The organism is Pseudomonas mandelii (assembly GCF_002251635.1).
Lineage (GTDB): Bacteria > Pseudomonadota > Gammaproteobacteria > Pseudomonadales > Pseudomonadaceae > Aquipseudomonas > Aquipseudomonas mandelii_B.
Map to the genome: position 1 here is coordinate 19,967 of NZ_NMOJ01000088.1, position 26,735 is coordinate 46,701.

Sequence of the window (26,735 nt, forward strand, 5' to 3'; positions counted from 1 at the left end):
TGGGCACCTGAGAATTCTGGCTATGAGGCGGATAGACGGGCGCGACCCAAGGCCGCGCAGGTGAGTCAACCGCGGTGTCGAGACTCCACTGCCTTGCGCAGGGTGTCGATCAACGCCTGGATACGGGCGTGTTGCATTTTCATCGAAGCTTTGTTGACGATCAGGCGAGAGCTGATGTCGGCAATGAAATCCTGAGGCTCAAGACCGTTGGCACGCAGCGTGTTGCCGGTGTCGACCACGTCGATAATCTTGTCGGCCAGGCCGATCAGCGGCGCCAGCTCCATCGAGCCGTAGAGCTTGATGATGTCGACCTGACGGCCTTGTTCTGCGTAGTAGCGCTTGGCGACGTTGACGAACTTGGTCGCCACGCGCAGGCGGCCCTTGGGCTCGACGTCGCCGACACGGCCGGCGGTCATCAGCTTGCAGAGGGCAATTCTCAGGTCCAGCGGTTCATACAGACCTTGGCCACCGTATTCCATCAACACATCTTTACCGGCGACGCCCAGGTCCGCGGCACCATGCTCGACGTAGGTCGGCACATCGGTGGCGCGCACGATCAGCAGGCGCACGTCGGCCTGGGTCGTGGGGATGATCAGCTTGCGGCTCTTGTCCGGATTCTCGGTCGGCACGATGCCGGCTTCAGCCAGAAGCGGCAAAGTGTCGTCAAGGATGCGGCCCTTGGACAGTGCGATGGTCAACATGGGAAACGTCAGTCCTTCATCAGGCTATTGATGCCCGGTCGCAAACGGCGCCGGACACACATCGAGCCAGAAACTGGCTCGACTTGAAACAAATTCAACGGGCGCGTCCCTGCGCCCATGCAGCAGAAACTAGCCCGGTACGCGGCGGATCTTGGCGCCGAGCATCTGCAGCTTTTCTTCGATGCACTCGTAACCACGGTCTATGTGGTAGATGCGGTCGATGAGGGTGTCGCCGTCGGCGATCAGCGCCGAGATGACCAGGCTGGCCGAAGCACGCAGGTCGGTGGCCATCACTGGCGCGCCTTTCAGCTTTTCGGTACCGGTAACGATGGCAGTGTTGCCTTCGACCTGGATCTTGGCGCCCATGCGATGCAGTTCATACACGTGCATGAAGCGGTTTTCGAAGATGGTCTCGATCACGGCACCGGTGCCTTCGGCAATCGCGTTCAAGGAAATGAACTGCGCCTGCATGTCGGTCGGGAACGCCGGGTACGGAGCGGTACGCACGTTGACCGCTTTGGGCCGCTTGCCGTGCATGTTCAGCTCGATCCAGTCTTCGCCGGTGGTGATTTCTGCTCCGGCCTCACGCAGCTTTTCCAGGACCGCTTCCAGGATGGTCGGATCAGTGTCCTTGACCTTGACGCGACCACCGGTAACGGCAGCGGCAACCAGGTAGGTACCGGTCTCGATGCGATCAGGCATCACTTTGTAGGTGGCCGGATGCAGGCGTTTAACACCGTCGATGGTGATGGTGTCGGTGCCGGCGCCAGTGATGTTGGCACCCATGGCGATCAGGAAGTTGGCCAGGTCGACCACTTCAGGTTCGCGAGCGGCGTTCTGCAACACGCTGCGGCCCTTGGCCAGAGCGGCGGCCATCATGATGTTTTCAGTACCGGTCACGCTGACGGTGTCGAAGAAGAAGTTGGCACCGCGCAGGCCGCCTTCCGGCGCCTTGGCCTTGATGTAGCCGCCTTCAACGTCGATGGTTGCACCCATGGCCTCAAGGCCACGAATGTGCAGGTCGACCGGACGCGAACCGATGGCGCAACCGCCAGGCAGTGCCACTTCAGCTTCACCGAAGCGCGCAACCATCGGGCCCAGTACCAGGATCGACGCACGCATGGTTTTCACCAATTCGTACGGAGCGATCAGGGTTTTGATGGTGCGCGGGTCGATTTCGACGCTGAGTTTCTCGTCAATCACAGGCTCAATGCCCATGCGACCGAACAGCTCGATCATGGTGGTGATGTCGTGCAGGTGCGGCAGGTTGGCCACAGTCACCGGGCCGTCGCACAGCAGGGTTGCNGCCAGGATCGGCAGGGCNGAGTTTTTCGCCCCGGAGATGCGGATTTCGCCATCAAGNCGGGCACCGCCGGTAATAATCAATTTATCCATAAGAATCTCGACGCCTTGGGGGCTCAGGTGCGCTCGGCCCAGGCCGCGCGGCTGAAAAATTTCATAGTGACCGCGTGAATGCTGCCATCGGTGATCCACGGGTTTAAATGGGCATAGATCTGCTGTTGACGCTTGACCGGGCTCAGTGCCGCCAGTTCATCGCTAATCACGTTCAGCTGGAAATTGCAGCCTTCGCCTTCAACTTCTACGTTCGTTTCCGGCAGCTTTCCTTCAAGGAAGCTTTTAACTTCTAGGGCCTGCATGCTCAACCTCTATCGGCGCCCAGTGCGCACGGGTCGCACATCATACAAAAAAGCCCCGCGCCTGCGAACCCCGCATAGCAGGACTCTGACGGGGGGCTTCTTTAATAATGTGNNTTAGGGATGCGCCAACAGCTCGGTCAATTCGCTGACCTGAGCGATTTCACGCATGTCTTCTGGCATCCCGCGGATGCTCAGCGCCTTGCCGGCCGCCTCTGCATCGCGCATGAAGCACAGCAGCAGGGACAAGCCTACGCTGCTGGACTTCAACACTGCCGAACAATCAACCACCAGTTCGGCGGCCTTGCTGGATTTGATCAACGCCTGCCCCTGCTTGCGCAGGCCAGGGCCGGTGCGGTAATCCAGCATGCCACTCAGTCGCAGCTCGCCGGTTTCGCTCATGCGAATGGCCGACACACTCATTGGGCAGACTTCTCGGTGGCGTCGGCGGTTTTTTCCTTGGCCTTCGCGACTTCACCGGCCCAACCATTGATGGTCTTGTCCAGGTTGTTGCCATTGCGCTGCATGGCGTCGGCGAACTGATCGCGGAACAGCTTGCCGATGTTGATACCGTTGATGATCACGTTNCGCAGTTTCCACTCGCCACTGATCTTCTCAAGTGTGTACGACACGGGATAGATCGTACCGTTAGAGCCTTTGACCGTCATGCCAACGCTGGTGCGGTCGCCCGACTCATCCNNGGCTGGGGCGACGGTAATACCTTGATTGTTGTACTCCAGCAGGGCGTTGCCATAAAACTGGAACAGGCCCCTTTTGAAGTTTTCTTCAAAAGTCTTCATCTGCGCCGGCGTGGCTTTGCGCGAGTATTTGACCGTCATGATGCTTTTAGAGATGCCTTCGGCATCCACCACAGGTCCGACGATGGTGTTCAGCGCCGTGTAAAAGTCTTGCGGATCCTGCTTGTACTTCTCTTTGTTGGCCGAAAGATCGGCCAGCATCCGAGTGGTGGTGTCCTGTACAAGATCATGCGCGGAAGGCGCCGCCACGGCGTTAGCCATCAACGGCAGGGCCGCGAGTAATACCAACAGGCCACGTCGCAAGGTAGAGATCATGNANAGATTCCTCATTTGGCGTCTTTNCTAACNGTATTGAGCAGGAATTTACCGATCAGGTCCTCGAGCACCAGCGACGACTGGGTGTCGTGAATGGTTCCACCATCCTTGAGCAGGGCTGTTTCCCCGCCCACGCTGACACCGATGTACTTCTCGCCCAGCAGACCCGCAGTGAGAATAGATGCAGTGGAGTCAGTCGGCAGGTTATCTACACGCTTTTCCAGCTGCATCGTCACTCGACCGGTGAAACTGTCGCGGTCCAGATCGATCGCCGTGACCTTGCCGATGGTTACACCGGCCATGGTCACTTTAGCTCTGACAGTCAAACCGGCAATATTATCGAAGTACGCGTAAAGTTTATAAGTATCGGTGGTGGCACTTGGGGACAGGCCACTGACCCGCAACGCTAGCAACAGCAAAGCCAGGATGCCAGCCAGCAAGAAAAGGCCGACACCGATTTCCACAGTGCGGTTTTGCATCAGAAATCTCCAAACATCAAGGCGGTCAAAATGAAGTCAAGGCCNAGTACCGCCAGCGAGGCGTACACAACGGTCTTGGTGGTGGCGCGACTGATCCCTTCTGAAGTGGGCTCACAGTCATAGCCTTGGAATACGGCGATCCAGGTCACTACAAAGGCGAAGACGATGCTCTTTATGATGCCGTTGAGCACGTCGCCGCTGAAGGTCACGCTGTTTTGCATGTTGCCCCAGTAAGAGCCGTCATAGACGCCCANCCAGTCNACNGCCACCCACGAACCGCCCCAGATGCCCACCACGCTGAAAATCATCGCCAGCAGTGGCAGGGAAATGAAGCCGGCCCACAGGCGCGGGGCAACAATGTACTTGAGCGGGTCCACGCCGATCATTTCCAGGCTGGACAACTGCTCGGTGGACTTCATGTTGCCGATTTCGGCAGTCAACGCGGAACCCGCGCGACCGGCAAACAGCAAGGCGGTGACCACCGGGCCCAGTTCGCGCAACAGCGTCAGGGCGACCATCTGCCCCACAGCTTGCTCCGAACCGTAGCTGGAGAGGATATTGAACCCCTGCAGTGCCAGCACCATGCCGATGAAAATCCCGGAAACCACGATGATCACCAGGGACATCACGCCTACTGAGTGCAGTTGCTTTAGCAGCAGGCCAAAGCCGCCACCAATGCCGCCGCGACCGAGCAACGCATGAAACAGGAAAATCGCCGAACGACCGAACACCGCCAGCACATCGATGCCGCCGTGGCCGAATCGACGCACGCGTTCCAACAGTGAAATCTTGCGCATCAACGCTTCCCCAGAAGATCTGCGCGGTAATCCGTCGCTGGAAAGTGGTAGGCGACCGGACCGTCGGGATCGCCGGTCATGAATTGACGAATACGCGGTTCCTGCGAGTTCATCAGCTCCTCGGGAGTACCCTGCCCCAAGACCTGGCCGTCGCCCACCACATAAATGTAGTCGGCGATGCTNGCGGTTTCGGCCAAGTCGTGCGATACCACGATACTGGTAATCCCCAACGCATCGTTGAGCAGGCGAATCAGGCGCACCAGCACGCCCATGGCGATCGGGTCCTGGCCCACGAAAGGCTCGTCATACATAAGGATCTGCGGATCGAGGGCGATGGCTCGCGCCAGCGCGACACGGCGCTTCATGCCACCGGACAACTCGTCAGGCATCAGGTCGATGGCCCCACGCAACCCCACGGCCTGCAATTTGAGCAGGACGATGTCACGGATCATTTCTTCCGGCAGCTGAGTGTGGACCCGCAGCGGAAACGCCACGTTTTCGAACACGTCGAGGTCGGTGAACAGTGCGCCGCTCTGGAACAGCACCCCCATGTGCTTGCGCGCATCGAACAGATCACTGCGCGACAATGTCGGCAGGTTCTGGCCGTTGACCCACACTTCGCCGGCGCTGGGACGCAATTGCATGCCCATCAGGCGCAACAGNGTGGTCTTGCCGCAACCGGAAGGCCCCATGATGCCCGTGACCTTGCCGCGGGGAATGCGAATATCGACGTTATTGAAGATGCTGCGCGTCCCGCGCTTGAAGGTAAGGCCCTTCAGCTCGACCGCGTAGGCGTTATCGGCACTCATCTAAACTCCTTGCGATGCAGCCTCACACTCGGACGCCTGGCTCTCTGACGAAAGCACATACCTCCCCGGGCAGGCCGAACTGGCGGCGAACTATATCACTGCAAAGGCCAAGCGCCCAAGGCCCACGCCGGCCCATGTTCAGCAACTTGACAGGCAAAAAGCCTTGTTCAGAGGGGATTCGGTAACCGGGAATGACAAAGCGTGACGAACTTGCGTGAGGGTTTTGATCATTACCGCTATAATCGCCGCCTTTTCGTCAGGCTATACGATTTAAGACATGAGCCAATCCAGCGAGCTTATTCAATCCGCACAACGCACCATCCGCCTCGAGCTTGAAGCCGTAGAAGGTTTATTGGCCCATATCGACGCAGATTTCGTACGTGCATGCGAGATGATTCTGGCCAGCAAGGGCCGCGTTGTCGTGGTCGGCATGGGCAAATCCGGCCACGTCGGCAACAAAATCGCCGCCACCCTGGCAAGTACCGGGACCACGGCTTTTTTCGTGCACCCGGCCGAAGCCAGCCACGGCGACATGGGCATGATCACCAAGGATGACATCATCCTGGCACTGTCTAACTCCGGCACCACCAACGAAATCGTGACCCTGCTGCCGCTGATCAAGCGTCTGGGCATCAAAATGATCAGTCTCACCGGTAATCCGGAGTCAACGCTGGCCAAGGCTGCCGAAGTGAACCTGAATGTTCACGTGGCCCACGAGGCCTGCCCGCTGAACCTGGCGCCGACCTCCTCCACCACAGCCGCGTTGGTCATGGGCGATGCCCTGGCCGTTGCGCTGCTGGAAGCCCGGGGCTTTACCGCTGAAGACTTCGCCTTTTCCCATCCCGGCGGCGCGCTGGGTCGACGCCTGTTGCTGAAAGTCGAAAACGTCATGCACGCCGGCCAGGAGCTGCCGCAGGTGCAGCGCGGCACCTTGCTGAAGGACGCACTGATGGAAATGACCCGCAAAGGCCTGGGCATGACCGTGATCCTGGAGGCTGACGGGCGNNTGGCCGGGATCTTCACCGACGGTGACTTGCGCCGCACACTGGACCGCAGCATCGACATCCACAGCGCCACCATCGATCAGGTCATGACCGCGCACGGCAAGACCGCTCGCGCCGAGATGCTCGCCGCCGAAGCCCTGAAAATCATGGAAGACCACAAGATTGGCGCGCTGGTGGTGGTCAATAGCGACGACCGCCCGATTGGCGCCCTGAACATGCACGACTTGCTGCGTGCGGGAGTGATGTAATGACCAGCAACCTGTTAGAACGCGGCAAAAACATCAAATTGGCGATTTTCGACGTTGATGGCGTACTGACCGATGGCCGCCTGTACTTTCTCGAAGATGGCAGCGAATTCAAGACCTTCAACACCCTCGACGGCCAGGGCATCAAAATGTTGATGGCTGCCGGTGTGCAGACCGCTATCATCAGCGGCCGCAAGACCCCGGTGGTCGAACGGCGGGCGAAGAACCTCGGCATTCCACACCTCTACCAGGGTCGTGAAGACAAACTGGTGGTTCTGGACGAGCTTCTTGGCCAACTCAACCTAAGCTATGAGCAGGTTGCCTATCTGGGCGACGATCTGCCTGACCTGCCGGTCATTCGCCGGGTGGGCCTGGGCATGGCCGTAGCAAACGCTGCCAGCTTCGTGCGTGAACACGCTCATGGCATCACCCTGGCCCGTGGTGGCGAGGGTGCCGCTCGCGAATTCTGTGAATTGATCCTGCGCGCCCAGGGCCGCCTCGATGCGGCCCACGCCGCCTACCTATAGAGCGTTTTATGCTGAGCAAAAAGATTCGCAACTTCCTGCTGTTCGGCTGCATCGCGGCGCTGTTTGCCGCGGTCGGCTACTGGAACATCAGCCCGGAACGCTTCCTCGACAAACCGGTGGTCACGGTCGATGAAAGCGCAATCGACTATTACGCCCTCAACGCCCACAGCGTGCAGTACCTGCCGGACGGCAAATTGCAGTACGAAATGACGTCCGACAAGGTCGAACACCTGAAAGCGAGCGAGGTGACGTTGCTGACCAACCCTGACCTGAATATGTTTCGCGGTACGCAGTTCCCGTGGCACGTCCAGAGTGAGCACGGCGAAGTCAACCCGGACGGCACTCAGGTTGAGCTGATCGACTCGGTGCGCATCACCCGTTTCGACGAGAAAAACCGCAAAACCCTGATTACCACCACCCGAATGACGGTGTTCCCGCAGCAGCAATATGCGCAGACCGAGCAAGACGTTAGAATCGACGGCGCTGGCGGTGTATCGACTGGCAAGGGAATGAAAGCGTATTTGAAAGAAAGCAGGATACACCTGCTATCGAACGTAAGAGGACAGTATGAGGCTCGTTAAAACCCTCCCTATTTTGCTCGGTCTGGGCGCAGCACTGGGAAGCGTGAGCGCCTGGGCTCTGCCGAACGATAGCCAGCAACCGATCCACATCCAGGCCGACGACGCCCAACTGGACGACAAGAATGGCGTTGCCACCTATAAAGGTGACGTGATCATTACTCAGGGCACGATGAAGGTCACCGGCAATACAGTGACCATCACCCGTACCCCGGCTGGCGACATCGACGTGGTGACCTCGGTGGGCAACCTCGCCTACTTCGAGCAGATGCAGACGGCGGGCGACACCAAGCCTGTTCAGGGTTGGGGGGTGACTATTCAGTACCACGCCTCGCAAAACCGCGTCGTGCTGATCGACAAGGCAAAAGTTGTCGACAAGGACAACAACGTCACCCAAGGCGAAAAAATCGTCTACGACACGGCCAAGAAACTTGCGAGCGCCGGGCGTGCGACGGGCAGCAAGGTCACCGAGGCGCGTCCGCGCATTGACATGGTGATCCAGCCCAAGCCGAAAAACGACGCGAAAAAGGCCCCGTAATGGCAACTCTGAAAGCTCAGCATCTGGCCAAGAGCTACAAGAGCCGCCAGGTCGTGCGTGACGTCAGTTTATCGATAGACAGCGGCCAGATCGTTGGCTTGCTCGGCCCCAACGGCGCCGGCAAGACCACGTGCTTCTACATGATTGTTGGCTTGGTGCAGGCCGATCAGGGCCGCGTTCTGATCGACGATCTGGACGTCAGCCATCAGCCGATGCACGGTCGCGCAAAGGCCGGTATCGGCTATCTTCCGCAAGAGGCGTCGATCTTCCGCAAACTGTCGGTAGCAGACAACATCATGGCGATCCTGGAGACCCGCAAGGAACTCGACCGTGACGGCCGCCGCAAAGAGCTGGAAAGCCTGCTGCAGGAATTCCACATCAACCACATTCGCGACAACCTTGGCATGAGTTTGTCCGGCGGTGAACGTCGCCGGGTGGAAATCGCCCGGGCACTGGCCACCAACCCGAAATTCATCCTCCTCGACGAACCCTTCGCCGGCGTCGACCCGATCTCGGTCGGCGACATCAAGCAGATCATCCATCATCTCAAGGCCAAAGGCATTGGCGTGCTGATCACTGACCACAACGTCCGTGAAACACTGGATATCTGCGAAACCGCCTACATCGTCAACGATGGTCAGCTGATCGCCGAAGGCGACTCCGCCACCATCCTGGCCAACGAACTGGTCAAGGAAGTATATCTGGGCCATGAGTTCCGCCTGTAAGCATTGAGGTGTCTGGCTGGTTGTCCGGGCGCTTGCCTCGATAAAAAATCAATACTTTTTTATTGTTACAGCGCTCTAGGCAAACGCTGCAGTTTCGGGCATATAATTTGCTTATGTTTGGCGCTCACGCGCCCTGTNGTGGATGGCGCATGTGCGCCGGCGAATAAGGTGTTAAGCCCCTGCCATGAAACCATCGCTAGTCCTGAGAATGGGCCAGCAGCTGACGATGACACCGCAGCTGCAACAGGCCATCCGCCTGCTCCAATTGTCGACCCTGGACCTGCAACAGGAAATCCAGGAGGCCCTGGAGTCCAATCCGATGCTCGAACGCCAGGAAGAAGGCGACGACTTCGATAATGCAGACCCCTTGGCCGACAAAGCCGAGCAGCTCCCCAACGCCGACATTTCCGAACCCTCCTACCAGGAAACCGCCCCGACGGTGGATAACCTCGAGGAAGGTGACTGGAACGAGCGCATTCCCAACGAGCTGCCTGTCGATACCGCNTGGGAAGACGTTTACCAGACCAGCGCCAGCAGCCTGCCCAGCAATGATGATGACGAGTGGGATTTCACCACCCGCACCTCCGTCGGCGAGAGCTTGCAGAGCCATTTGTTGTGGCAACTGAACCTGGCGCCGATGTCCGACACCGATCGCCTGATCGCCGTGACCCTGATCGACTGCATCAATAACCAGGGTTATCTGGACGAGACTCTCGAAGAGATCCTTGAGGCTTTCGATCCGGAACTGGACATCGAACTGGACGAAATCGAAGCCGTCCTGCACCGCATCCAGCAGTTCGAGCCCGCCGGTATCGGCGCGCGCACGCTGAGTGAGTGCCTGTTGCTGCAACTGCGCCAACTGCCTGCCAAGACCCCGTGGCTCGCCGAAGCCCAGCGCCTGGTCACCGACTACATCGACCTGCTGGGCAGCCGCGACTACAGCCAGCTGATGCGCCGTATGAAGCTCAAGGAAGACGACCTGCGCCAGGTCATCGAGCTGGTGCAGAGCCTTAACCCTCGCCCGGGCTCGCAGATCGAGTCCAGCGAAGCCGAATATGTCGTTCCCGATGTGATCGTGCGCAAGGACAACGAGCGCTGGTTGGTCGAGCTGAACCAGGAATCGGTGCCACGGCTGCGGGTCAACGCCCAATACGCCGGTTTTGTGCGCCGCGCCGACACCAGTGCCGACAACACCTTCATGCGCAACCAGTTGCAGGAAGCGCGCTGGTTCATCAAGAGCCTGCAAAGCCGCAACGAAACCCTGATGAAAGTGGCCACTCAGATCGTCGAGCATCAGCGCGGCTTCCTGGAGTATGGCGACGAAGCGATGAAACCGCTGGTACTGCACGATATCGCCGAAGCGGTAGGCATGCATGAATCGACAATTTCCAGGGTGACCACACAGAAATTCATGCATACCCCACGGGGTATTTATGAGCTGAAATACTTTTTCTCCAGCCACGTAAGCACCTCCGAAGGCGGCGAATGCTCGTCCACGGCGATCCGCGCGATCATCAAAAAACTGGTTGCCGCGGAAAATCAGAAAAAGCCGTTGAGTGACAGCAAGATCGCTGGTTTACTGGAGGCACAAGGCATTCAGGTCGCCCGTCGAACCGTCGCCAAGTACCGCGAGTCCCTCGGGATCGCGCCTTCCAGCGAGCGTAAGCGTTTGATGTANNGGCNGGCCATAGCGTTCCAGTGGCAGGCGCTTTTGCCTGTCGCTTTATGCACTGGCAACGAAGGAGAAGCTGTATGCAAGTCAACATCAGTGGACACCAACTGGAAGTGACCGAACCTCTTCGCACCTACATCGGCGAAAAACTCGAACGATTAGAGAGGCATTTCGACAAGATCACCAACGTGCAGGTGACGATGACGGTCGAAAAGCTCAAGCAGAAAATCGAAGCCACGCTGCATATTCCCGGCAATGAAGTGGTCGCCAACGCGGAGCATACCGACATGTACGCGGCGATCGACGCACTGACCGACAAGCTGGATAAACAACTCAAAAAGCATAAGGAAAAGACCCAAAGCCTCCTTCAGGGCGCGACCGGTCGTTAACACTCCCAACCCATGATCCGACTTGAAACCATCCTGACCCCCGGCCGTTCCCTCGTGAACGTGCCGGGCGGCAGCAAAAAGAAAGCACTCGAACAAATTGCCAAGCTGATCAGCCACGAAGTGCCTGAACTGGATGAGCAAGTTGTCTATGAGGCGCTGATTGCCCGTGAAAAACTCGGTTCAACCGGTTTTGGTAACGGCATCGCCATTCCCCATTGCCGCCTGCAAGGCTGTGAGTCTCCAGTCAGCGCCCTGCTGCACATGGAAAAACCTATTGATTTCGACGCCATCGACGGTGCCCCGGTCGACCTGCTGTTCGTCCTGCTGGTCCCGCAAGCCGCCACCGATGCGCACCTGGAACTGCTCCGGCAGATCGCCAGCATGCTCGACCGCAAGGAAGTACGCGAAAAACTGCGCAGCGCCCCGAGCAATGAAGCCTTGTATCAGGTTGTCCTGGACGAGCAAAACGGTCATTAATCATGCGCCTGATCATCGTCAGTGGCCGTTCCGGCTCAGGTAAAAGTACCGCACTCGATGTTCTNGAGGACAACGGATTTTATTGCATCGACAACCTGCCCGCCGGTTTGCTGCCGGAGTTGGCGGAACGTGCGCTGATTCATACCGAGCTCGCACAACCGCTGGTTGCTGTGTCCATCGATGCGCGCAACCTGCCGAGTCACCTGTCGCGGTTTCCGGAATTGCTCGAAGAAGTCCGAAGTCGGCATATCAAGTGTGACGTGCTGTACCTGGACGCCGACGAAGAAACGTTGCTCAAACGCTTTTCGGAAACCCGCCGCCGCCACCCACTGAGCAACGCCAATCGCTCGCTGGCCGAGGCGATTCAGGACGAAAGTAATCTGCTGGGCCCGATCGCCGATCTGGCAGACCTCAAGGTGAACACCACCAACCTGAACCTTTATCAGTTGCGCGATACCATCAAGCTGCGCCTGCTGAACCAGCCGGAAGCCGGCACTGCGTTCCTGGTGGAATCTTTCGGATTCAAGCGGGGCATGCCGGTGGATGCGGACCTAGTGTTCGACGTGCGCTGCCTGCCCAACCCTTACTGGAAGCCGGAATTGCGCGANCAGTCAGGCCTTGATCAACCGGTGGCCGAGTACCTGGCTGCACAGCCGGATGTCGAGGAGATGTTCCAGGACATCTCCAGCTACCTGCTCAAATGGTTGCCGCGCTTTGCCGCCAGCAACCGGGCTTACGTCACCATCGCCATTGGCTGCACCGGCGGGCATCACCGCTCCGTCTACCTGACCGAACGTCTGGGCCAGGTCCTGCAACAAACCCTCAAGAACGTTCAGGTTCGCCACCGCGACCTTAGCTGAAAGGAACACCCCCGCGATGCCCGCTCTGGAAATTGAAATCATCAACAAGCTGGGCCTGCATGCCCGCGCTTCGGCAAAATTCGTTGGCGTTGCCGGTGAGTTCAAGGATTGCACGATCCGGGTCGGACGTACTCCCGAGTCCATGGTAGACGGCAAAAGCATCATGGCCATGATGATGCTCGCTGCCGGTAAGGGAACAAAAATCCATTTAANTACCGAAGGTGAACAGGCTGACGAAGCCTTGAAGGCGTTGGTGGATCTGATCAACGACTACTTTGGCGAAGGCGGTTAAGCACTCGCCTAGGCGAGCGCCGTATCCATCACCATCATCAAGCAAAACCCGATCAACAAGCCTAGACTCGCCAGCTTGTCGTGACCATTACGGCGCGACTCGGGGATCACTTCGTGCGTCACCACCAGCAACATCGCCCCAGCCGCCANCGCCAATCCTAACGGCAACAGCAATTCGGCCAGGCTCACCAGCCACGCGCACAACAACGCGAAGACCGGCTCCACAAGACCTGATGCTGCACCGATCAGGAATGCCTTGACCCGCGACATCCCCGCCCCTGCCAATACCAGCGCGATCACTAGCCCTTCCGGCACATCCTGCAACGCGATACCCATGGCCAGGCTGTCAGCATCGGGCATTCCACCACCGGCCGAAACACCGACCGCCATGCCTTCAGGAATGTTGTGGGCAATGATGGCAAACACAAACAACCAGATCCGTGGCGGGATGACCGGCCGTTCCAGGGTTCCGACGAGCATTTCCGGCGAGGCGCCCGACACCTTACGGTCCACCAGAAACAGCCCGAACGCGCCGAGCATGATGCCGAAGCTGATCAAGCCGCTGGCCGCCCAGGGTGTCAGCCCCAGGCTTTCAGCAGCGGAAATCCCCGGAACGATCAGCGAAAACGCCGTCGCCGCGAGCATCACCCCGGCACCAAAACCGAGCAACGTATCGCTGACCGCCTGCGGCATGCGGCGAATCACCAGCACAGGAACCGCGCCCAACGCAGTGCCCAAGGCACAAATCGCCCCGCCCTGGAGTGCGCGCAGGAGTTTGGGTTCGAGATCCAGCCACGCCAGTCCATGAGCGACCAACAACGACATGCCCGCCAGCAGCAACAGCGATCCCAACGCGTAACGAAACATTCGTCCGCTGCCAATCGCCAGTGTTTCAGTGCCCATAGTCAGCCTTGGATTGTTTTTATAGAGGACTTAAACCAGCGCAGCCTGATAACGCGCAGCGACTTCAGGCCAATTGATCACGTTGTAGAACGCATTGATGTATTCCGGGCGACGGTTCTGGTAGCGCAGGTAGTAAGCGTGCTCCCACACGTCCAGACCCAGGATCGGCGAATTGCCGTTCATCAACGGGCTGTCCTGGTTGCCGCTGCTTTCCACAATCAGAGTCTTTTGCGGTGTGACACTGAGCCAGGCCCAGCCACTGCCGAAGCGGGTCAGCGCGGCCTTGGTGAAGGCTTCCTTGAAACTGTCCAGGCCACCCAGTTGCTCATCAATCGCCTTGGCCAGCGCACCTTCGGGTTTGCCGCCACCGTGAGGCGCCATCACTTCCCAGAACAACGAATGGTTGGCGTGGCCGCCGCCCTGATTGATCACCGCCGCGCGGAGCTTTTCCGGCAGCTGCTGGACGCTTGCGACCAGTTTTTCCACCGACCATTCGGCAAATTCGGTGCCTTCGACCGCTGCATTCAGGTTATTGATGTAGGTCTGGTGATGCTTGGTGTAGTGAATTTCCATGGTTTGCGCATCGATATGCGGTTCCAGGGCATCGTAAGCGTAAGGCAGGGCAGGCAAGGTAAAAGCCATTTCAATGGACTCCATGATGTAGAGGCGCAGGCGATGCGGTATCGGTGTGCAGTAAACGGTGGGTGCGCGGATATTCGCCGTGTTCGCTGATGAAATTCAGCAGCTCGACATAGGTTTTGCTGCTTTGGCGCAGCGCGGCTTCACGCAGTGCTGGGGCCAGGCGCGGGTCCTGCATGGTTTGCAACAACCGCTGATGGATCGCGCACAAGTATTCCGCGCTTTCTTCAGGCTGGTTCAGGCGCAGGTGCAGGTCCGCCAGGTTGTGATGGGAAATGACGCAGGCCGCCACTGCTTCGTCGGCATCCGCCCAACGCTCGAATAACACTTGAGCCAGGGCCAGGGCTTGCAAATAGGCTTCGCGAGCGTCGACCAGCTCGCCTTGCATAAAGCAGCGATTGGCCCGTTCGATCGTGCGTTTCCAATGCTCCATGGTGAACCTCCAAAGCAGAGTCGGTGATTACACGCCGCCGGCTGTGAGCTTTTCCGGATCCAACAGGATTTCCAGTTGGCTNCGCGTCAAGTCGGTGTGCTCGAGGGCGACATCAATCACCGGGCGGCCTTGCTGATAAGCCTTCTTGGCAATTTCAGCGGCTTTTTGGTAACCAATGATCGGGTTGAGTGCAGTGACCAGGATCGGGTTACGCGACAGCGCTTCCTTGAGCTTGGCCTCATTGACCTTGAAGCTGGCGATGGCCTTCTCACCCAGCAGATGGCTGGAGTTGGCCAGCAATTCGATGCTGCTCAGCAGGTTCTGGGCGATGATCGGCAGCATCACGTTCAGCTCGAAATTGCCGGACTGGCCGGCGACGGTAATGACCGTGTCATTGCCAATAACTTGGGCGGCGACCATGGCGGTCGCTTCCGGGATCACCGGATTGACCTTGCCCGGCATGATCGAAGAGCCTGGCTGCAGGCCTTCCAGCTCGATTTCACCCAACCCGGCCAATGGGCCGGAGTTCATCCAGCGCAGGTCGTTGGCGATTTTCATCAGCGACACGGCGGTGGCTTTCAGTTGGCCGGAGACAGCGACGGCGGTGTCCTGGGAACCTATCAGCGCAAACAGATCCTTGCCCGGCGTGAACTGAACGTGGGTCAGCTCGCTCAGCTGTTGGCTGAAACGCGCTGCGAATTGCGGATGTGCGTTGACCCCGGTGCCGACCGCCGTGCCGCCCTGGGCCAACGCCTGCAAGCTCGGCAGCAGGTCCTGCAAGTGACCGATATTGGCCTTGAGCTGTTGCGCCCAGCCATTGAGCACCTGGCTCATGCGCACGGGCATGGCGTCCATCAGGTGCGTGCGACCGGTTTTGACGTGGTGATGAACCTCTTCAGCCTTGCGTTCGATGACCTGCACCAGACGCACCAGCGCCGGCAGCAGTTGCTCATGCAACGCAAGTGCAGCGCTGACATGGATGGTGGTCGGGATAATGTCGTTGCTGCTTTGGCCGCAGTTCACGTGGTCATTGGGGTTGACCGGCTCGCCCAGCAGGCGGCTGGCCAGGGTCGCAATCACTTCGTTGGCGTTCATATTGGAACTGGTGCCGGAGCCGGTCTGGAAGATNTCCACCGGGAAGTGCTGCATGAAGTCGCCTTGAAGCAGCCCCAGTGCCGCATCGACGATGGCTTTGCCCTGGGACTCGCTGATTTGCTTGAGCTCGACGTTGGCCTGGGCGGCGGCGGCCTTGGCGAGGATCAACGCACGGATGAACTGCACGGGCATCGGTTTGCCGCTGATCGGGAAGTTATCCACCGCACGCTGGGTCTGCGCGCCATAGAGCGCATCCACCGGGACTTGAAGCTCGCCCATGCTGTCGCGCTCAATACGAGTCTTGTTCATCAGAAAATCCTTGCACCAGTTCTATGAGAGGAATCGAGGGCTGCAACTCGCAGATCGCCAGTTGCCAGGTGTAGCTTTGCCAGCGCTTGAGGCGGCATTTGCACAGAGAGAGGCGTTCAAGTTCGCGCAAAGGGCGCCAGGCCTGGTCCAGGCAGTAAGTCCGCCAATGCCAGGGCAACGCGACATCGGCAGCGGTGTCGAGCAGCAAACGGAAAGAGGTTTCGGCGATGGTCCAGGGAGAAGTGGCCGTGCAACACGCCAGATACCGGCCTTCAGCCAGGTAATGTTCGATCAGGCGAGGCTCGTCAGGGTCCATCGCGCAACGGATCTGGCGACTCATCCAGCGCCAGCTCTCCAGGTAAGGCTGCTCGTGCAAGGCAGAACTCATGATCCGGGCTCATTCGGTAATGAGATTTATTATTAGATGATAATGAGAACCAAAACAACCCCAAGAAAACCAACGCAAAAAAAGGCGCGCCACCCAACGATGGGTGGCGCGCCTTTTTGTGTCAATATCTGAGTCGTCTGACATTATTATTAGATGATAATGAGAACCAAAACAACCCCAAGAAAACCAACGCAAAAAAAGGCGCGCCACCCAACGATGGGTGGCGCGCCTTTTTGTGTAACGGCTAAGCGTTAGCTGCCGGCTACCGTCATCCGTTCGATCAACACCGAACCGGTGCGAATGTTGCTGCGCAATTCCAGGTCATTACCGACGGCAACGATCTGCTTGAACATGTCGCGCATGTTGCCGGCGATGGTCACTTCCTGGACCGCGAACTGGATTTCGCCATTCTCGACCCAGTAACCCGCCGCGCCCCGGGAATAATCGCCGGTGACCATGTTCAGGCCACTGCCCATCAATTCGGTCACCAGCAAGCCGCGACCCATGCGACGCAACAGCGCCGCCTGATCTTCGTCGCCATGGGTGACGAACAGGTTGTGCACGCCACCGGAGTTGGCTGTGCTTGGCAGGCCAAGCTTGCGGCCGGCGTAAGTGCCCAGTACGTACGACACCAACTCACCCTTCTCGACAAACGGCTTGGCATAAGTGGCCAGGCCATCACCGTCGAACGCTGAGCTGCCCATGGCACGCATCAGGTGCGGNCGCTCATCGATGGTCAGCCATTCCGGGAACAGTTTCTGACCCAGCGTGCCTTCAAGGAAAGACGATTTGCGGTACAGGTTGCCGCCGGAAATCGCGCCCAGGAAACTGCCGAACAAGCCACCGGCCAGTTCAGCCGAAAACAGCACCGGCACTTCGCAAGTCGGTACCGGACGGGCGCCCAACCGGCTCGCGGCCCGTTGCGCGGCACGCTGGCCGATGCTCACCGGGTCGGCCAACAAGTTGCCCTGACGGCTTACGTCATACCAATAGTCGCGCTGCATCTGGCCGTTGGCTTCGGCGATCATCACACAGCTCAAGCTGTGACGGGTCGACGCATAGCCGCCGATAAAACCGTGACTGTTGCCGTAAACGCGGCAGCCTTGATGAGTGCTGAGGGTGGTGCCGTCGGCGTTCTTGATCCGGCTGTCGGCAGCAAATGCCGCGGCTTCACAGGTCAGCGCCTGCTCGATGGCTTGCTCTGGGGTGATGTCCCATTCATGGAACAGGTCGAAATCTTGCAGATCCCTGGCCATCAGCGCGGCATCTGCCAGGCCGGAAGCTTCGTCTTCGGAAGTGTGCTTGGCGATNGCCAACGCCGCCGCGACGGTTTCACGAATCGCTTCAGGACCACTGGCCGAGGTGCTGGCCGAGCCTTTGCGCTGACCCACATACAATGTGATGCCAAACCCCTGGTCGCGGTTGAATTCGACGGTTTCCACTTCCCGCTGGCGTACCGACGTCGACAGCCCCTGCTCCAGCGAGACCGCCACTTCACAGGCACTGGCCCCCTGGCGCTTGGCCTCGGCAAGGATCTGCTCGACTTGTTCCTGCAGTGCCGGTAACGCTTGCGGACCGACGCTTTGGGCTGCACTCATGGTTTTCTCCACTCAAATTCTGCTTTCGGTTAAGGCCATCGAGCGACCGGGCCGGACAAGCGGCCCCCGACTGGTTATCATGGCGGCGTTTCTTTGCGGACTGCCACCATGGTTGATTCTTACGACGACTCCCTCGATGGGGAGAAAAAAGCAAAACCCAGGTCAAACGCGAGCTGCATGCTCTGGTTGATCTTGGCGAGCGCCTTACAACGCTCAAGCCTGACTTGGTTGCAAAACTGCCACTGACCGACGAAATGCGCCGGGCCCTGGCTGATGCGCCTAAGCACACCGCGAATATCGCGCGTAAACGGCACATCATGTTTATCGGCAAACTGATGCGCGATCAGGACACTGACGCCATTCTGACCTTGCTCGATCAACTCGATGCCTCCACTCGGCAGTACAACGAACGTTTCCATGGCCTGGAACGCTGGCGCGATCGCTTGATCGCGGGCGACGATGCGGTCCTGGAGAAGTTCGTGCTCGACTACCCGGAGGCGGACCGCCAGCAACTGCGCTCCCTGATCCGTCAGGCCCAGCACGAACTGGCGCAAAACAAGGCTCCGGCCACCAGCCGTAAAATTTTCAAATACATCCGTGAGCTGGACGAGACTCAACGCGGTCTGCGTTAAATCTCGAATCGGGTGAGTCGCCAAGCGGCTCACCCGAAGCTCCATCCTTTTACGATCCTGTGCCACCCACAGTGATCGCATCGATTTTCAGCGTTGGCTGGCCGACACCCACCGGCACCGATTGCCCATCTTTGCCGCATGTGCCCACGCCACTGTCCAGCGACAGGTCGTTACCGACCATCGACACCTTGCTCATGGCTTCCGGCCCGTTACCAATCAACGTTGCCCCTTTGACGGGCGCGGTAATCTTGCCGTCTTCGATCAGGTACGCTTCGCTGGTGGAGAACACGAACTTACCGCTGGTGATGTCCACCTGACCACCGCCGAGGTTGGCGCAGTAGATCCCGCGTTTTACCGAAGCGATGATTTCCGCCGGATCGCTTTCGCCACCGAGCATGTAGGTGTTGGTCATACGCGGCATCGGCAGGTGCGCGTAGGACTCGCGGCGGCCGTTACCGGTACGCGCCACGCCCATCAGGCGAGCGTTGAGCTTGTCTTGCATGTAACCCTTGAGCACGCCGTTTTCAATCAGCGTGGTGCACTCGGTCGGTGTACCTTCGTCGTCGACGCTCAGCGAGCCACGGCGACCGGCCAGGGTGCCATCATCGACAATGGTGCACAGCTTGGATGCGACCATCTCGCCCATGCGCCCACTGTAGGCCGAACTGCCCTTGCGGTTGAAGTCGCCTTCCAGGCCATGGCCAACGGCTTCGTGGAGCAACACACCGGACCAGCCCGAGCCCAACACCACCGGCAATGTACCGGCCGGCGCCGGAATCGCTTCAAGGTTGACCAGTGCCTGACGCAGCGCTTCACGGGCATAGCCCATGGCACGGTCTTCAGCGAGGAAATAACGGTAGTCGGTGCGCCCACCACCACCATGACCACCACGCTCGCGGCGACCGTTTTGCTCGACGATCACGCTGACGTTGAAGCGCACCAACGGCCGCACATCGGCGGCCAGGCTGCCGTCGGTCGAAGCGACAAGAATGCGTTCCCACACACCGGCCATGCTCACGGTGACTTGCTGGATACGCGGGTCGAGGGCACGGGTGGCGACGTCGATGCGCTTGAGCAGTTCGACTTTCTCCGCGCGGCTCATCACTTCCAGCGGGTTGTCCGGCCCGTACAACTGGGCGACGTCCGCCGTGGTGAACGCCTGCACTGTGCCGTTCTGCCCGGCGCGGGAGATCGAACGCGCCGCACGGGCCGCTGCGCCGAGGGCTTCGAGGGTGATGGCATTGCTGTAGGCGAAACCGGTTTTTTCACCCGATTGCGCACGCACGCCGACGCCTTGGTCGAGGTTGAAGCTGCCTTCCTTGACGATCCCGTCTTCCAGCGCCCAGGACTCGGAAATCTGCCCCTGGAAATACAGATCCGCGGCATCAATGCCCGGGCCGGCCAGATCGCCGAGCACACCTTGCAGGCTCTCGATGGTCACGCCACCGGGTGCCAGGAGGTGTTCACTGACTGAGGACAACAACTCGCTCATAGGTTTGGCCTTAAATTCATCGTTCCGAAGCAGGTCGCTGCGCGCCCTGCGAGAAAAAGCGCCGATGGTTGACCACCGGCATGCGCGCCCGTATCGACGCCTGTTCACTGCTGTCGCGTTCGGCCAACAACACCGCCTCGCCTTGATCCTGTTGGGTCAGCACTCGCCCCCAAGGGTCGACGATCGCCGCGTGACCCCAGGTTTCCCGCGGTCCCGGATGCGTCCCACCCTGGGCGGCCGCTAGCACATAACATTGAGTCTCGATGGCCCGTGCGCGAATCAGCACATCCCAATGCGCCGCGCCGGTCACCGCAGTAAATGCCGACGGCGCGGTAATCAATTGCGCGCCCGCAGCGCGCAGTTCGCTGTACAACTCCGGGAAACGCAGGTCGTAACACACTGTCAGGCCGACCCGGCCGACGGGCGTGTCCGCCACCACGACCCCACTGCCATAAGCATAGTCATCGGATTCGCGATACCGCCCGCGATTGTCCGCCACGTCCACGTCGAACAGGTGCAGCTTGTCATAGCGCGCCACCGTTTCGCCCTGATCATTGACCAGCAACGAGCAGGCATGGGCTTTGGACGTCGGATGGTCCACTGGCGGCAACGGCAACGTGCCGGCCACTATCCATAAGGTGAGGTCGCGGGCGGTCTGTTTCAACCATGGGAGGATCGGACCTTCACCCAACGCCTCGGCGCGGCCGATGTCGGCAATGTCGCGACGGCCCATGGCGGCGAAGTTTTCCGGCAGCACCGCCAGCTGCGCGCCACCCGCCGCAGCCTCTTCGAGCAAATGCCGGGCCCGGGCCAGGTTGGCCAGCACCTCGCTCTGGCTGACCATTTGAATCACCGCAAAAGACATGGCGCGCTCCTGGGTCGCTTTTTATAAGGACAGGTCGCCATGCTACTCCATAGGCTTGGGGAGTGCCTTTTCACACTGCGGTGCGTCGAGAATCACCGCAAAAGACATGGCGCGCTCCTGGGTCGCTTTTTATAAGGACAGGTCGCCATGCTACTCCATAGGCTTGGGGAGTGCCTTTTCAAAAAAGAACTCAAAAAGGCTTGTCGAAGGTGATTTTCGGCTCTTTCCATGGGCCTTTGACGGTGTATTTGACGCTGGCGAAACGTGCCACGCGGTCACCGATCAGCTTGTCGATCAGGAACAGCGCACCGCCGATGGCCGGCGCACCCACGATCAGCGCGGCAATCGGCAGGTTGTTGGTCACCGGCAAAGTCACCAGCAGTTTCGCGTCAACCTGGTCGGCCACCAGGTTCAGGGTACCGTTCAGTTCGATGTTGCTCGACGGGCCGGTCAGCAGGATCGGCTCCTGCGTCACATAAACCCCGTTGGTCGCGGCCAACAGACCTTTGACCCGGTCATAACTCAAGCCTTTGCCGAACAGGTCGGAGAAGTCCAGGCGCAGACGACGACCGATGGAATTGAAGTTGAGCAGGCCGAACACACGCAGGGCCTGGGCGCTGCCTTCGACCTCGACGAACTGGCCTTTATTCAACGAGGCATCAAGGGTGCCGGAGAAGCGTTTGGTGGCCAGCCAAGCCGGTGAACCGGGCCAGCGACCGTCGACATCCATGTGAAATTCTTCACTGGTGACGCTCGGCGCAAAGCCCCAGCCTTTCAGCACGTCAGCGAGATTCTTGCCGCTGATCCGCCCTTTGTACCAACTGCTGGAGCTGCCGGGTATGCCCTCCCAGCCGCCACTGCCCTGCAACAAAATACCCTTGAGACCCAAGTCCAGCGTATTGAGCGCAATACCCTTGGCCGTCGGACGGACTTTCAGATACCAGGCGCCGACGAGGTCCTGCCCCTGGAACAGCTGATTGATGGTGATGTCCAGCGCCGGGATCTTGGTCGGGTCCACCGAGGCCAGTGGATCCGGTGAGTTTTCGTCGGCGAGGACCGTCGGGTCGGGTGCCGGCAACCGCACGGTTTGCAGATTGATCGCAATCGGCGCGCCTTTCGCATCGGGGATGTTCGCGCTGCCCTTGACCTGCTGACTGTCGAGTTGCAAAGCCCACGCGGCCGGTTTGCGGTTTAACTGCACCGACGCCTGATCTAGCGTCGTGCCGATACCACTGAGCTTGCCAACCTTGAAGTCCGCACTGCTCAGCAACTGCTTGGCACTGCCGCCCGGATCCTGGCCAGCGTACTTGTCCGCCAGATCCTTCCACGGCCCAACATCCAGTTCCGACAACACGCCGCGTACTCGCAGTCCTTTTGCGCCGGGCAGCACGGCACTGCCGCCGCCCAGGAACAACTCGCCACGACCGTCGGCAAAATTGCCGGGCGGCGCCGCAAACGTGAAGTCTGCCAGCTCACCATAATTGACCCAGTAACGCCGCTCCGGCCCTTGCAGGGTCATGCGGAACGTGGTGTCGCGGCCAGCATCGGCGGTCATGCCGAACGGCGCCGGCAAATCGACCGCCACGCCTTTGAGGCTGGAATTGACCGAGAGCTGGCTGTCAGGGCCATCCAGGTTCAGTTGCAGTTGATACGGGATCAGGCCGGATACCGGCAAAGACTGGGTGACGCTCAACCAGTCGGTGAGTTTCTTGACCTCGACCTGACCGGAGGCGGTGACGCGGGTCTTGAGGTTGCCCGCACTGCCATCGGCAAAAATCTGTGCGGTGACCGGTTTATCGAAGGCACGGGCGGTGATGTTTTGTCCGCTCAAGCCCTTGGCACTGTCGAAGCGGAAATCCCCCTTGAGCTGCGTCAACTCCAGTGAGGGTTCGGCCAGCTTCAACCGCGCCTTGGCGGTCTTGAAGTCGACGAGAATCTTCGGCTGCTCGCCTTTGACCAGCGGAATATCCAGCTTCAGCTTACCTTGCAGATCGCCCTCGCCTTCCCATCCGGCAAAGGTTTCAGCCGTGCCGATTGGCGCTTCCTGGAGAATCTTCAGGCCATCACCCAACCCGCCGGAAAACCCGCCGTCGAGGAACAGGTGGACGTTCTGCCCGTCCGGTACATGGGGGATATTGACGTAAATGTCACGAACCTGAGTGTCGAGCAACTGACCCTTGCTGGCCAGAATCCGCACGCCACTGTCTTCAACGAACACATCCCCGCTAACCTTGCTGACATGCGGCCATCCCGGCTGGAAAGCCAGTTCGGCGTCATGCACCTTGAAGAACAGGCTGATATTGCGCGCAGCGGGCAACGCGTCGTGGTTCAACGACCCCTGGTACTGGAAGAAACCTTGGTCCACCGCACCTTTGAGAATCGCCGTGCGCAACCATTCNTCCAGCGCCGGGCTGAGCATGGTCGGCAGGTACTTGGCGGTGTAGCGACCGTCGCCGTCGACCATGCCGACCCGCAGGTCCATATAGTCTTCTTGGGCATGGTCGAAATGCAGGCGGATCAGGAAGTCACCGGCAATCTTGCCCTCCTCCCCCAGCACCTTCAGGTACGGCGCGATCAGGGTGAAACCTTCTTTGTCGAGCTTCCAGGCCAGACGGGCGTTGGCCTGGATGTATTGCCATGGTTTGGCGAAAATCGGGTCCAGGTGCAAGANAAAATCCTTGCTGTCCATNCGCAGTTCGCCCTGACCGAGGTCACCGCTGATGCTGCCGCTGACATTTCTCGCTGCAGGAGCGCCGTGATACGCATCGAAGCCGACCTGATCTAGGTTGGCAGCAAAGCTGAACTTGCTGTCATCGGTGGCATTGGGGCGCAGATCGATCAGCACATTACGCAGCCCGCCGGTCACCTTGAGTCGTTCGATCGCCGTGGCAACGCCTTCGGGCAGCGGCCCCAAGGCGTTAATCAGCGGCGTGAGCGGGGTGAGGTCGAGGCGGTCGGCTTGCAGATGCCAAAGCTCTTCAGCCTTGTCGGTGGCGGCGGTCTGTCGAAGTTGCAGGTGCGATTCCCAGCGGGTCTCGCCGAAGTTCATGGCCAGAGAGTCCAGGGTCACCAGCATGCCTTCGGTGCTGCGCTGGAAATAACCGTTGAGCGCCAGATTGTTGATCTGGATCGGCTTGCGTTCGGCGTAGGCACCCTTGAGTTGCGGCGCGTTCAAGCGAATGGCGCCGCTTTGCAGTGCGCCGTTGCCCCAGTTCACCCAGAGCTCGCCACCGGCCTTGATTTCAGAGAAGTTCCATTGCCGGGTCAGGCGTTCGGGCAACCATTTCGACCAGTCGCTTTGCGGAAGGCTCAGGTAGGCCTCAGCCTCGCCGTCCTTCCACTGGCTGGCGCGAATACGCGTGTGCACACTCATGGCCACCGGTTGGCCGTCGGGCAGGTTAAGACGGACTTCGAGGCGCTGGCGGGAGACGCCGGTTTTCAGGTTCAGGCCAACGTAGGTCAGGGTCAGCGGCGGGTGGTCTAGCGGTTGCAAAGTCACCTGACTGTCGATCACCGACAGCTGCTGGACCATTTGCATGCGGTTGAGCAGTTGCTCTGGATCAAGCGGCTGGTCCTGCTGCACCGGCAACCCTTCCAGCGCCCAATGACCGTCCGCGCCTTCCTTGAGGCTGATCTTCAGGCCGTTGAGTTCCAAGTGGGCAATGCGCACTTCGCGAGCCAGCAGGCTTTCCCAAAGATCCGGCACCGCTCGCACCTGATCCAGGTGCAGGGCGTTGGCACCCTCGCCGACCGTCACATCGTGCGCCAGCAAAATCGGCGCGAAACCGCTCCAGTTGCCTTCCAGCTTACCGATCTGCAACGGCATGCCCAACGCGGCGCTGGCTTTGGTTTCGACGTCGGCACGGTATTCGGCGACCAGAGGCGTCAGCTCCCGGCCGAGGCTGACGTACAACGCCATCAACACCAGGACCAACGCGCACAGGCCAAGACCCCAGCGGGTCAGTGCGGCCAAAATGCGTGTCAGACGTTCCATGTCAGTTGGCTCCCATGGCAAAAATACTGCAAAAAGCTGAGGCCAGCCGTTCTAGTAAGGGTGAAACACAGCGATTCAGAGCAGCACCACGTCGTATTGTTCCTGGGAATACATGGTTTCCACCTGGAACCGAATGGTGCGTCCGATAAATCCTTCAAGCTCGGCGACATTACCCGACTCCTCGTCGAGCAAACGGTCGACGACTTTCTGGTTCGCCAATACACGATAGCCTTCCGCTTGATAGGCACGCGCCTCGCGGAGGATTTCGCGGAAAATTTCGTAGCAGACCGTTTCCGGCGTCTTCAACTTGCCGCGGCCCTGACAGCTACTGCAAGGTTCGCACAGCACTTGCTCAAGGCTTTCGCGGGTGCGTTTGCGGGTCATCTGCACCAGGCCCAACTCGGTAATACCGATGATATTGGTCTTGGCGTGATCGCGCTCAAGCTGCTTCTCGAGCGTGCGCAGCACCTGGCGCTGGTGTTCTTCGTCTTCCATGTCGATGAAGTCGATGATGATGATGCCGCCCAGGTTGCGCAGGCGCATCTGACGCGCGATAGCGGTGGCTGCTTCGAGGTTGGTCTTGAAAATGGTTTCTTCGAGGTTGCGATGGCCAACAAATGCACCGGTGTTGACGTCGATGGTGGTCATGGCTTCCGCCGGGTCCACCACCAGGTAGCCGCCGGACTTGAGTGGCACTTTGCGTTCCAGGGCTTTCTGGATTTCGTCTTCAACGCCATACAGGTCGAAGATCGGCCGCTCACCTGGATAGTGCTCCAGGCGGTCGGCAATTTCCGGCATCAGTTCGGCAACAAACTGCGTGGTGCGCTGGAAGGTTTCCCGCGAGTCGATGCGGATTTTCTCAATCTTCGGGCTGACCAGGTCACGCAGCGTGCGCAGGGCCAGGCCCAGGTCTTCATAGATGACGCTCGGAGCACCGATGGTTTTGATCTGTGCACCGATCTGGTCCCACAAGCGCCGCAGGTAGCGAATGTCCATCAGGATTTCATCGGCGCCGGCGCCTTCTGCGGCGGTGCGCAAGATAAAACCGCCGGCTTCCTTGATGCCCTCAGCGGCCACGCAGTCGCTGACCACCTTTTTCAGGCGTTCACGCTCGGCTTCGTCTTCGATTTTCAAGGAAATGCCGACGTGGGCAGTCCGCGGCATGTACACCAGATAACGCGACGGAATTGACAGTTGCGTCGTCAGGCGTGCGCCTTTGGAACCGATCGGGTCCTTGGTGACCTGGACGACCAGACTCTGGCCTTCGTGAACCAGCGCGCTGATGCTCTCCACCGCCGGGCCTTCGCGCAGGGATATTTCCGAGGCGTGAATGAACGCGGCGCGGTCCAGGCCGATATCGACGAAGGCGGCTTGCATGCCTGGCAGTACGCGCACAACCTTGCCTTTATAGATGTTGCCAACGATCCCGCGCTTCTGGGTGCGCTCGACGTGCACTTCTTGCAGAACACCGTTTTCTACCACCGCCACGCGCGATTCCATCGGCGTGATATTGATCAGAATCTCTTCACTCATGGCAGGGTCTCGTTCAGGCATGTTCACGATAATG

General features: G+C 59.4%; 27 protein-coding genes and 2 pseudogenes. 11 read left to right on the forward strand and 18 right to left on the reverse strand.

Annotated features, from left to right (window positions below; translation table 11 throughout):
* Positions 1–65: 65 nt before the first annotated feature.
* The 8 genes from hisG to B7L09_RS12585 all read right to left on the reverse strand — a co-directional run bounded on the left by hisG (position 66) and on the right by B7L09_RS12585 (position 5,514).
* Positions 66–701 (reverse strand): ATP phosphoribosyltransferase, encoded by a 636-nt coding sequence (hisG, locus tag B7L09_RS12550; protein WP_007901570.1) that lies wholly within the window; start codon positions 699–701, stop codon positions 66–68.
* A gap of 129 nt (positions 702–830) precedes the next feature.
* Complete coding sequence (gene murA, locus B7L09_RS12555; RefSeq protein ID WP_094469092.1) at positions 831–2,096, reverse strand: UDP-N-acetylglucosamine 1-carboxyvinyltransferase; 1,266 nt, start codon at positions 2,094–2,096, stop codon at positions 831–833.
* 23 nt (positions 2,097–2,119) lie between these two features.
* Complete coding sequence (locus B7L09_RS12560) at positions 2,120–2,359, reverse strand: BolA family protein (RefSeq protein WP_008434291.1); 240 nt, start codon at positions 2,357–2,359, stop codon at positions 2,120–2,122.
* Positions 2,360–2,473: 114 nt separating this feature from the next.
* A complete protein-coding gene (locus tag B7L09_RS12565; protein WP_010463303.1) occupies positions 2,474–2,779 on the reverse strand; it encodes an STAS domain-containing protein in 306 nt (101 codons plus the stop codon).
* Positions 2,776–3,429 (reverse strand): MlaC/ttg2D family ABC transporter substrate-binding protein, encoded by a 654-nt coding sequence (locus tag B7L09_RS12570; RefSeq protein WP_094469093.1) that lies wholly within the window; start codon positions 3,427–3,429, stop codon positions 2,776–2,778. Before B7L09_RS12570 ends, B7L09_RS12565 begins: the two co-directional genes overlap by 4 nt.
* 11 nt (positions 3,430–3,440) lie before the next feature.
* Positions 3,441–3,908, reverse strand: a complete 468-nt coding sequence (gene mlaD, locus B7L09_RS12575; RefSeq protein WP_094469094.1) for an outer membrane lipid asymmetry maintenance protein MlaD — start codon at positions 3,906–3,908, stop codon at positions 3,441–3,443.
* A complete protein-coding gene (gene mlaE, locus B7L09_RS12580) occupies positions 3,908–4,705 on the reverse strand; it encodes a lipid asymmetry maintenance ABC transporter permease subunit MlaE (RefSeq protein WP_094469095.1) in 798 nt (265 codons plus the stop codon). Before mlaE ends, mlaD begins: the two co-directional genes overlap by 1 nt.
* Positions 4,705–5,514, reverse strand: a complete 810-nt coding sequence (locus B7L09_RS12585; RefSeq protein ID WP_094469096.1) for an ATP-binding cassette domain-containing protein — start codon at positions 5,512–5,514, stop codon at positions 4,705–4,707. Before B7L09_RS12585 ends, mlaE begins: the two co-directional genes overlap by 1 nt.
* 277 nt (positions 5,515–5,791) lie before the next feature.
* On the opposite strand from B7L09_RS12585, the gene B7L09_RS12590 reads away from it, so the two are divergent.
* From B7L09_RS12590 to B7L09_RS12635, 10 genes and pseudogenes are all read left to right on the forward strand, one after another.
* On the forward strand, positions 5,792–6,766 hold the full coding sequence (locus tag B7L09_RS12590; protein WP_094469097.1) for a KpsF/GutQ family sugar-phosphate isomerase: 975 nt from the start codon (positions 5,792–5,794) through the stop codon (positions 6,764–6,766).
* Complete coding sequence (locus tag B7L09_RS12595) at positions 6,766–7,290, forward strand: KdsC family phosphatase (protein WP_094469098.1); 525 nt, start codon at positions 6,766–6,768, stop codon at positions 7,288–7,290. The genes B7L09_RS12590 and B7L09_RS12595 overlap by 1 nt, the downstream gene beginning before the upstream one ends.
* Before the next feature lie 8 nt (positions 7,291–7,298).
* Positions 7,299–7,871, forward strand: a complete 573-nt coding sequence (lptC, locus tag B7L09_RS12600; protein ID WP_094469099.1) for an LPS export ABC transporter periplasmic protein LptC — start codon at positions 7,299–7,301, stop codon at positions 7,869–7,871.
* Positions 7,858–8,406 (forward strand): lipopolysaccharide transport periplasmic protein LptA, encoded by a 549-nt coding sequence (lptA, locus tag B7L09_RS12605; RefSeq protein WP_094469100.1) that lies wholly within the window; start codon positions 7,858–7,860, stop codon positions 8,404–8,406. Before lptC ends, lptA begins: the two co-directional genes overlap by 14 nt.
* A complete protein-coding gene (gene lptB, locus B7L09_RS12610; RefSeq protein WP_094469101.1) occupies positions 8,406–9,131 on the forward strand; it encodes an LPS export ABC transporter ATP-binding protein in 726 nt (241 codons plus the stop codon). Before lptA ends, lptB begins: the two co-directional genes overlap by 1 nt.
* 184 nt (positions 9,132–9,315) lie before the next feature.
* Positions 9,316–10,806 (forward strand): annotated as a pseudogene (locus B7L09_RS12615) (RNA polymerase factor sigma-54); the annotation flags it as partial.
* Positions 10,807–10,883: 77 nt separating this feature from the next.
* On the forward strand, positions 10,884–11,192 hold the full coding sequence (hpf, locus tag B7L09_RS12620) for a ribosome hibernation-promoting factor, HPF/YfiA family (protein WP_007941242.1): 309 nt from the start codon (positions 10,884–10,886) through the stop codon (positions 11,190–11,192).
* 12 nt (positions 11,193–11,204) lie between these two features.
* The gene (ptsN, locus tag B7L09_RS12625; RefSeq protein WP_094469102.1) at positions 11,205–11,669 is read left to right on the forward strand and encodes a PTS IIA-like nitrogen regulatory protein PtsN; all 465 of its coding nucleotides are present in this window, start codon (positions 11,205–11,207) and stop codon (positions 11,667–11,669) included.
* 2 nt (positions 11,670–11,671) lie between these two features.
* Positions 11,672–12,529: an RNase adapter RapZ gene (gene rapZ / locus B7L09_RS12630; protein WP_094469103.1), complete on the forward strand. Its 858-nt coding sequence runs from the start codon at positions 11,672–11,674 to the stop codon at positions 12,527–12,529.
* Positions 12,530–12,545: 16 nt separating this feature from the next.
* The gene (locus B7L09_RS12635) at positions 12,546–12,821 is read left to right on the forward strand and encodes an HPr family phosphocarrier protein (protein ID WP_094469104.1); all 276 of its coding nucleotides are present in this window, start codon (positions 12,546–12,548) and stop codon (positions 12,819–12,821) included.
* 8 nt (positions 12,822–12,829) lie between these two features.
* Here B7L09_RS12635 and B7L09_RS12640 read toward each other — a convergent pair whose 3' ends face one another.
* From B7L09_RS12640 to pmbA, 6 genes are all read right to left on the reverse strand, one after another.
* Positions 12,830–13,723: a ZIP family metal transporter gene (locus tag B7L09_RS12640; protein WP_094469105.1), complete on the reverse strand. Its 894-nt coding sequence runs from the start codon at positions 13,721–13,723 to the stop codon at positions 12,830–12,832.
* Between the two features lie 30 nt (positions 13,724–13,753).
* Positions 13,754–14,365: a superoxide dismutase gene (locus tag B7L09_RS12645; protein ID WP_094469106.1), complete on the reverse strand. Its 612-nt coding sequence runs from the start codon at positions 14,363–14,365 to the stop codon at positions 13,754–13,756.
* Between the two features lies 1 nt (position 14,366).
* A complete protein-coding gene (locus B7L09_RS12650; RefSeq protein WP_094469107.1) occupies positions 14,367–14,795 on the reverse strand; it encodes a DUF2753 family protein in 429 nt (142 codons plus the stop codon).
* A gap of 27 nt (positions 14,796–14,822) precedes the next feature.
* Positions 14,823–16,199, reverse strand: coding sequence for a class II fumarate hydratase (locus B7L09_RS12655; protein WP_094469108.1), 1,377 nt, complete (start codon positions 16,197–16,199; stop codon positions 14,823–14,825).
* Positions 16,180–16,587, reverse strand: a complete 408-nt coding sequence (locus B7L09_RS12660) for a FagA protein (RefSeq protein WP_094469109.1) — start codon at positions 16,585–16,587, stop codon at positions 16,180–16,182. The genes B7L09_RS12655 and B7L09_RS12660 overlap by 20 nt, the downstream gene beginning before the upstream one ends.
* 251 nt (positions 16,588–16,838) lie before the next feature.
* Positions 16,839–18,185, reverse strand: a complete 1,347-nt coding sequence (pmbA, locus tag B7L09_RS12665) for a metalloprotease PmbA (RefSeq protein WP_094469110.1) — start codon at positions 18,183–18,185, stop codon at positions 16,839–16,841.
* Between the two features lie 108 nt (positions 18,186–18,293).
* Between pmbA and yjgA the strand changes: the two are divergent.
* Positions 18,294–18,817: pseudogene (gene yjgA, locus B7L09_RS12670) on the forward strand (ribosome biogenesis factor YjgA).
* A gap of 49 nt (positions 18,818–18,866) precedes the next feature.
* Here the strand turns inward: yjgA and tldD are convergent.
* The 4 genes from tldD to rng all read right to left on the reverse strand — a co-directional run bounded on the left by tldD (position 18,867) and on the right by rng (position 26,701).
* Positions 18,867–20,309: a metalloprotease TldD gene (tldD, locus tag B7L09_RS12675; RefSeq protein ID WP_094469111.1), complete on the reverse strand. Its 1,443-nt coding sequence runs from the start codon at positions 20,307–20,309 to the stop codon at positions 18,867–18,869.
* A 16-nt stretch (positions 20,310–20,325) separates the two neighbouring features.
* Positions 20,326–21,174 carry a carbon-nitrogen hydrolase family protein gene (locus B7L09_RS12680; RefSeq protein WP_094469112.1) on the reverse strand — a complete coding sequence of 283 codons (849 nt, stop codon included), beginning with the start codon at positions 21,172–21,174 and terminating at the stop codon, positions 20,326–20,328.
* A gap of 190 nt (positions 21,175–21,364) precedes the next feature.
* Positions 21,365–25,168, reverse strand: coding sequence for a YhdP family protein (locus tag B7L09_RS12685; protein ID WP_094469113.1), 3,804 nt, complete (start codon positions 25,166–25,168; stop codon positions 21,365–21,367).
* Positions 25,169–25,243: 75 nt separating this feature from the next.
* Positions 25,244–26,701 carry a ribonuclease G gene (rng, locus tag B7L09_RS12690; RefSeq protein WP_053254407.1) on the reverse strand — a complete coding sequence of 486 codons (1,458 nt, stop codon included), beginning with the start codon at positions 26,699–26,701 and terminating at the stop codon, positions 25,244–25,246.
* Positions 26,702–26,735 lie beyond the last annotated feature (34 nt).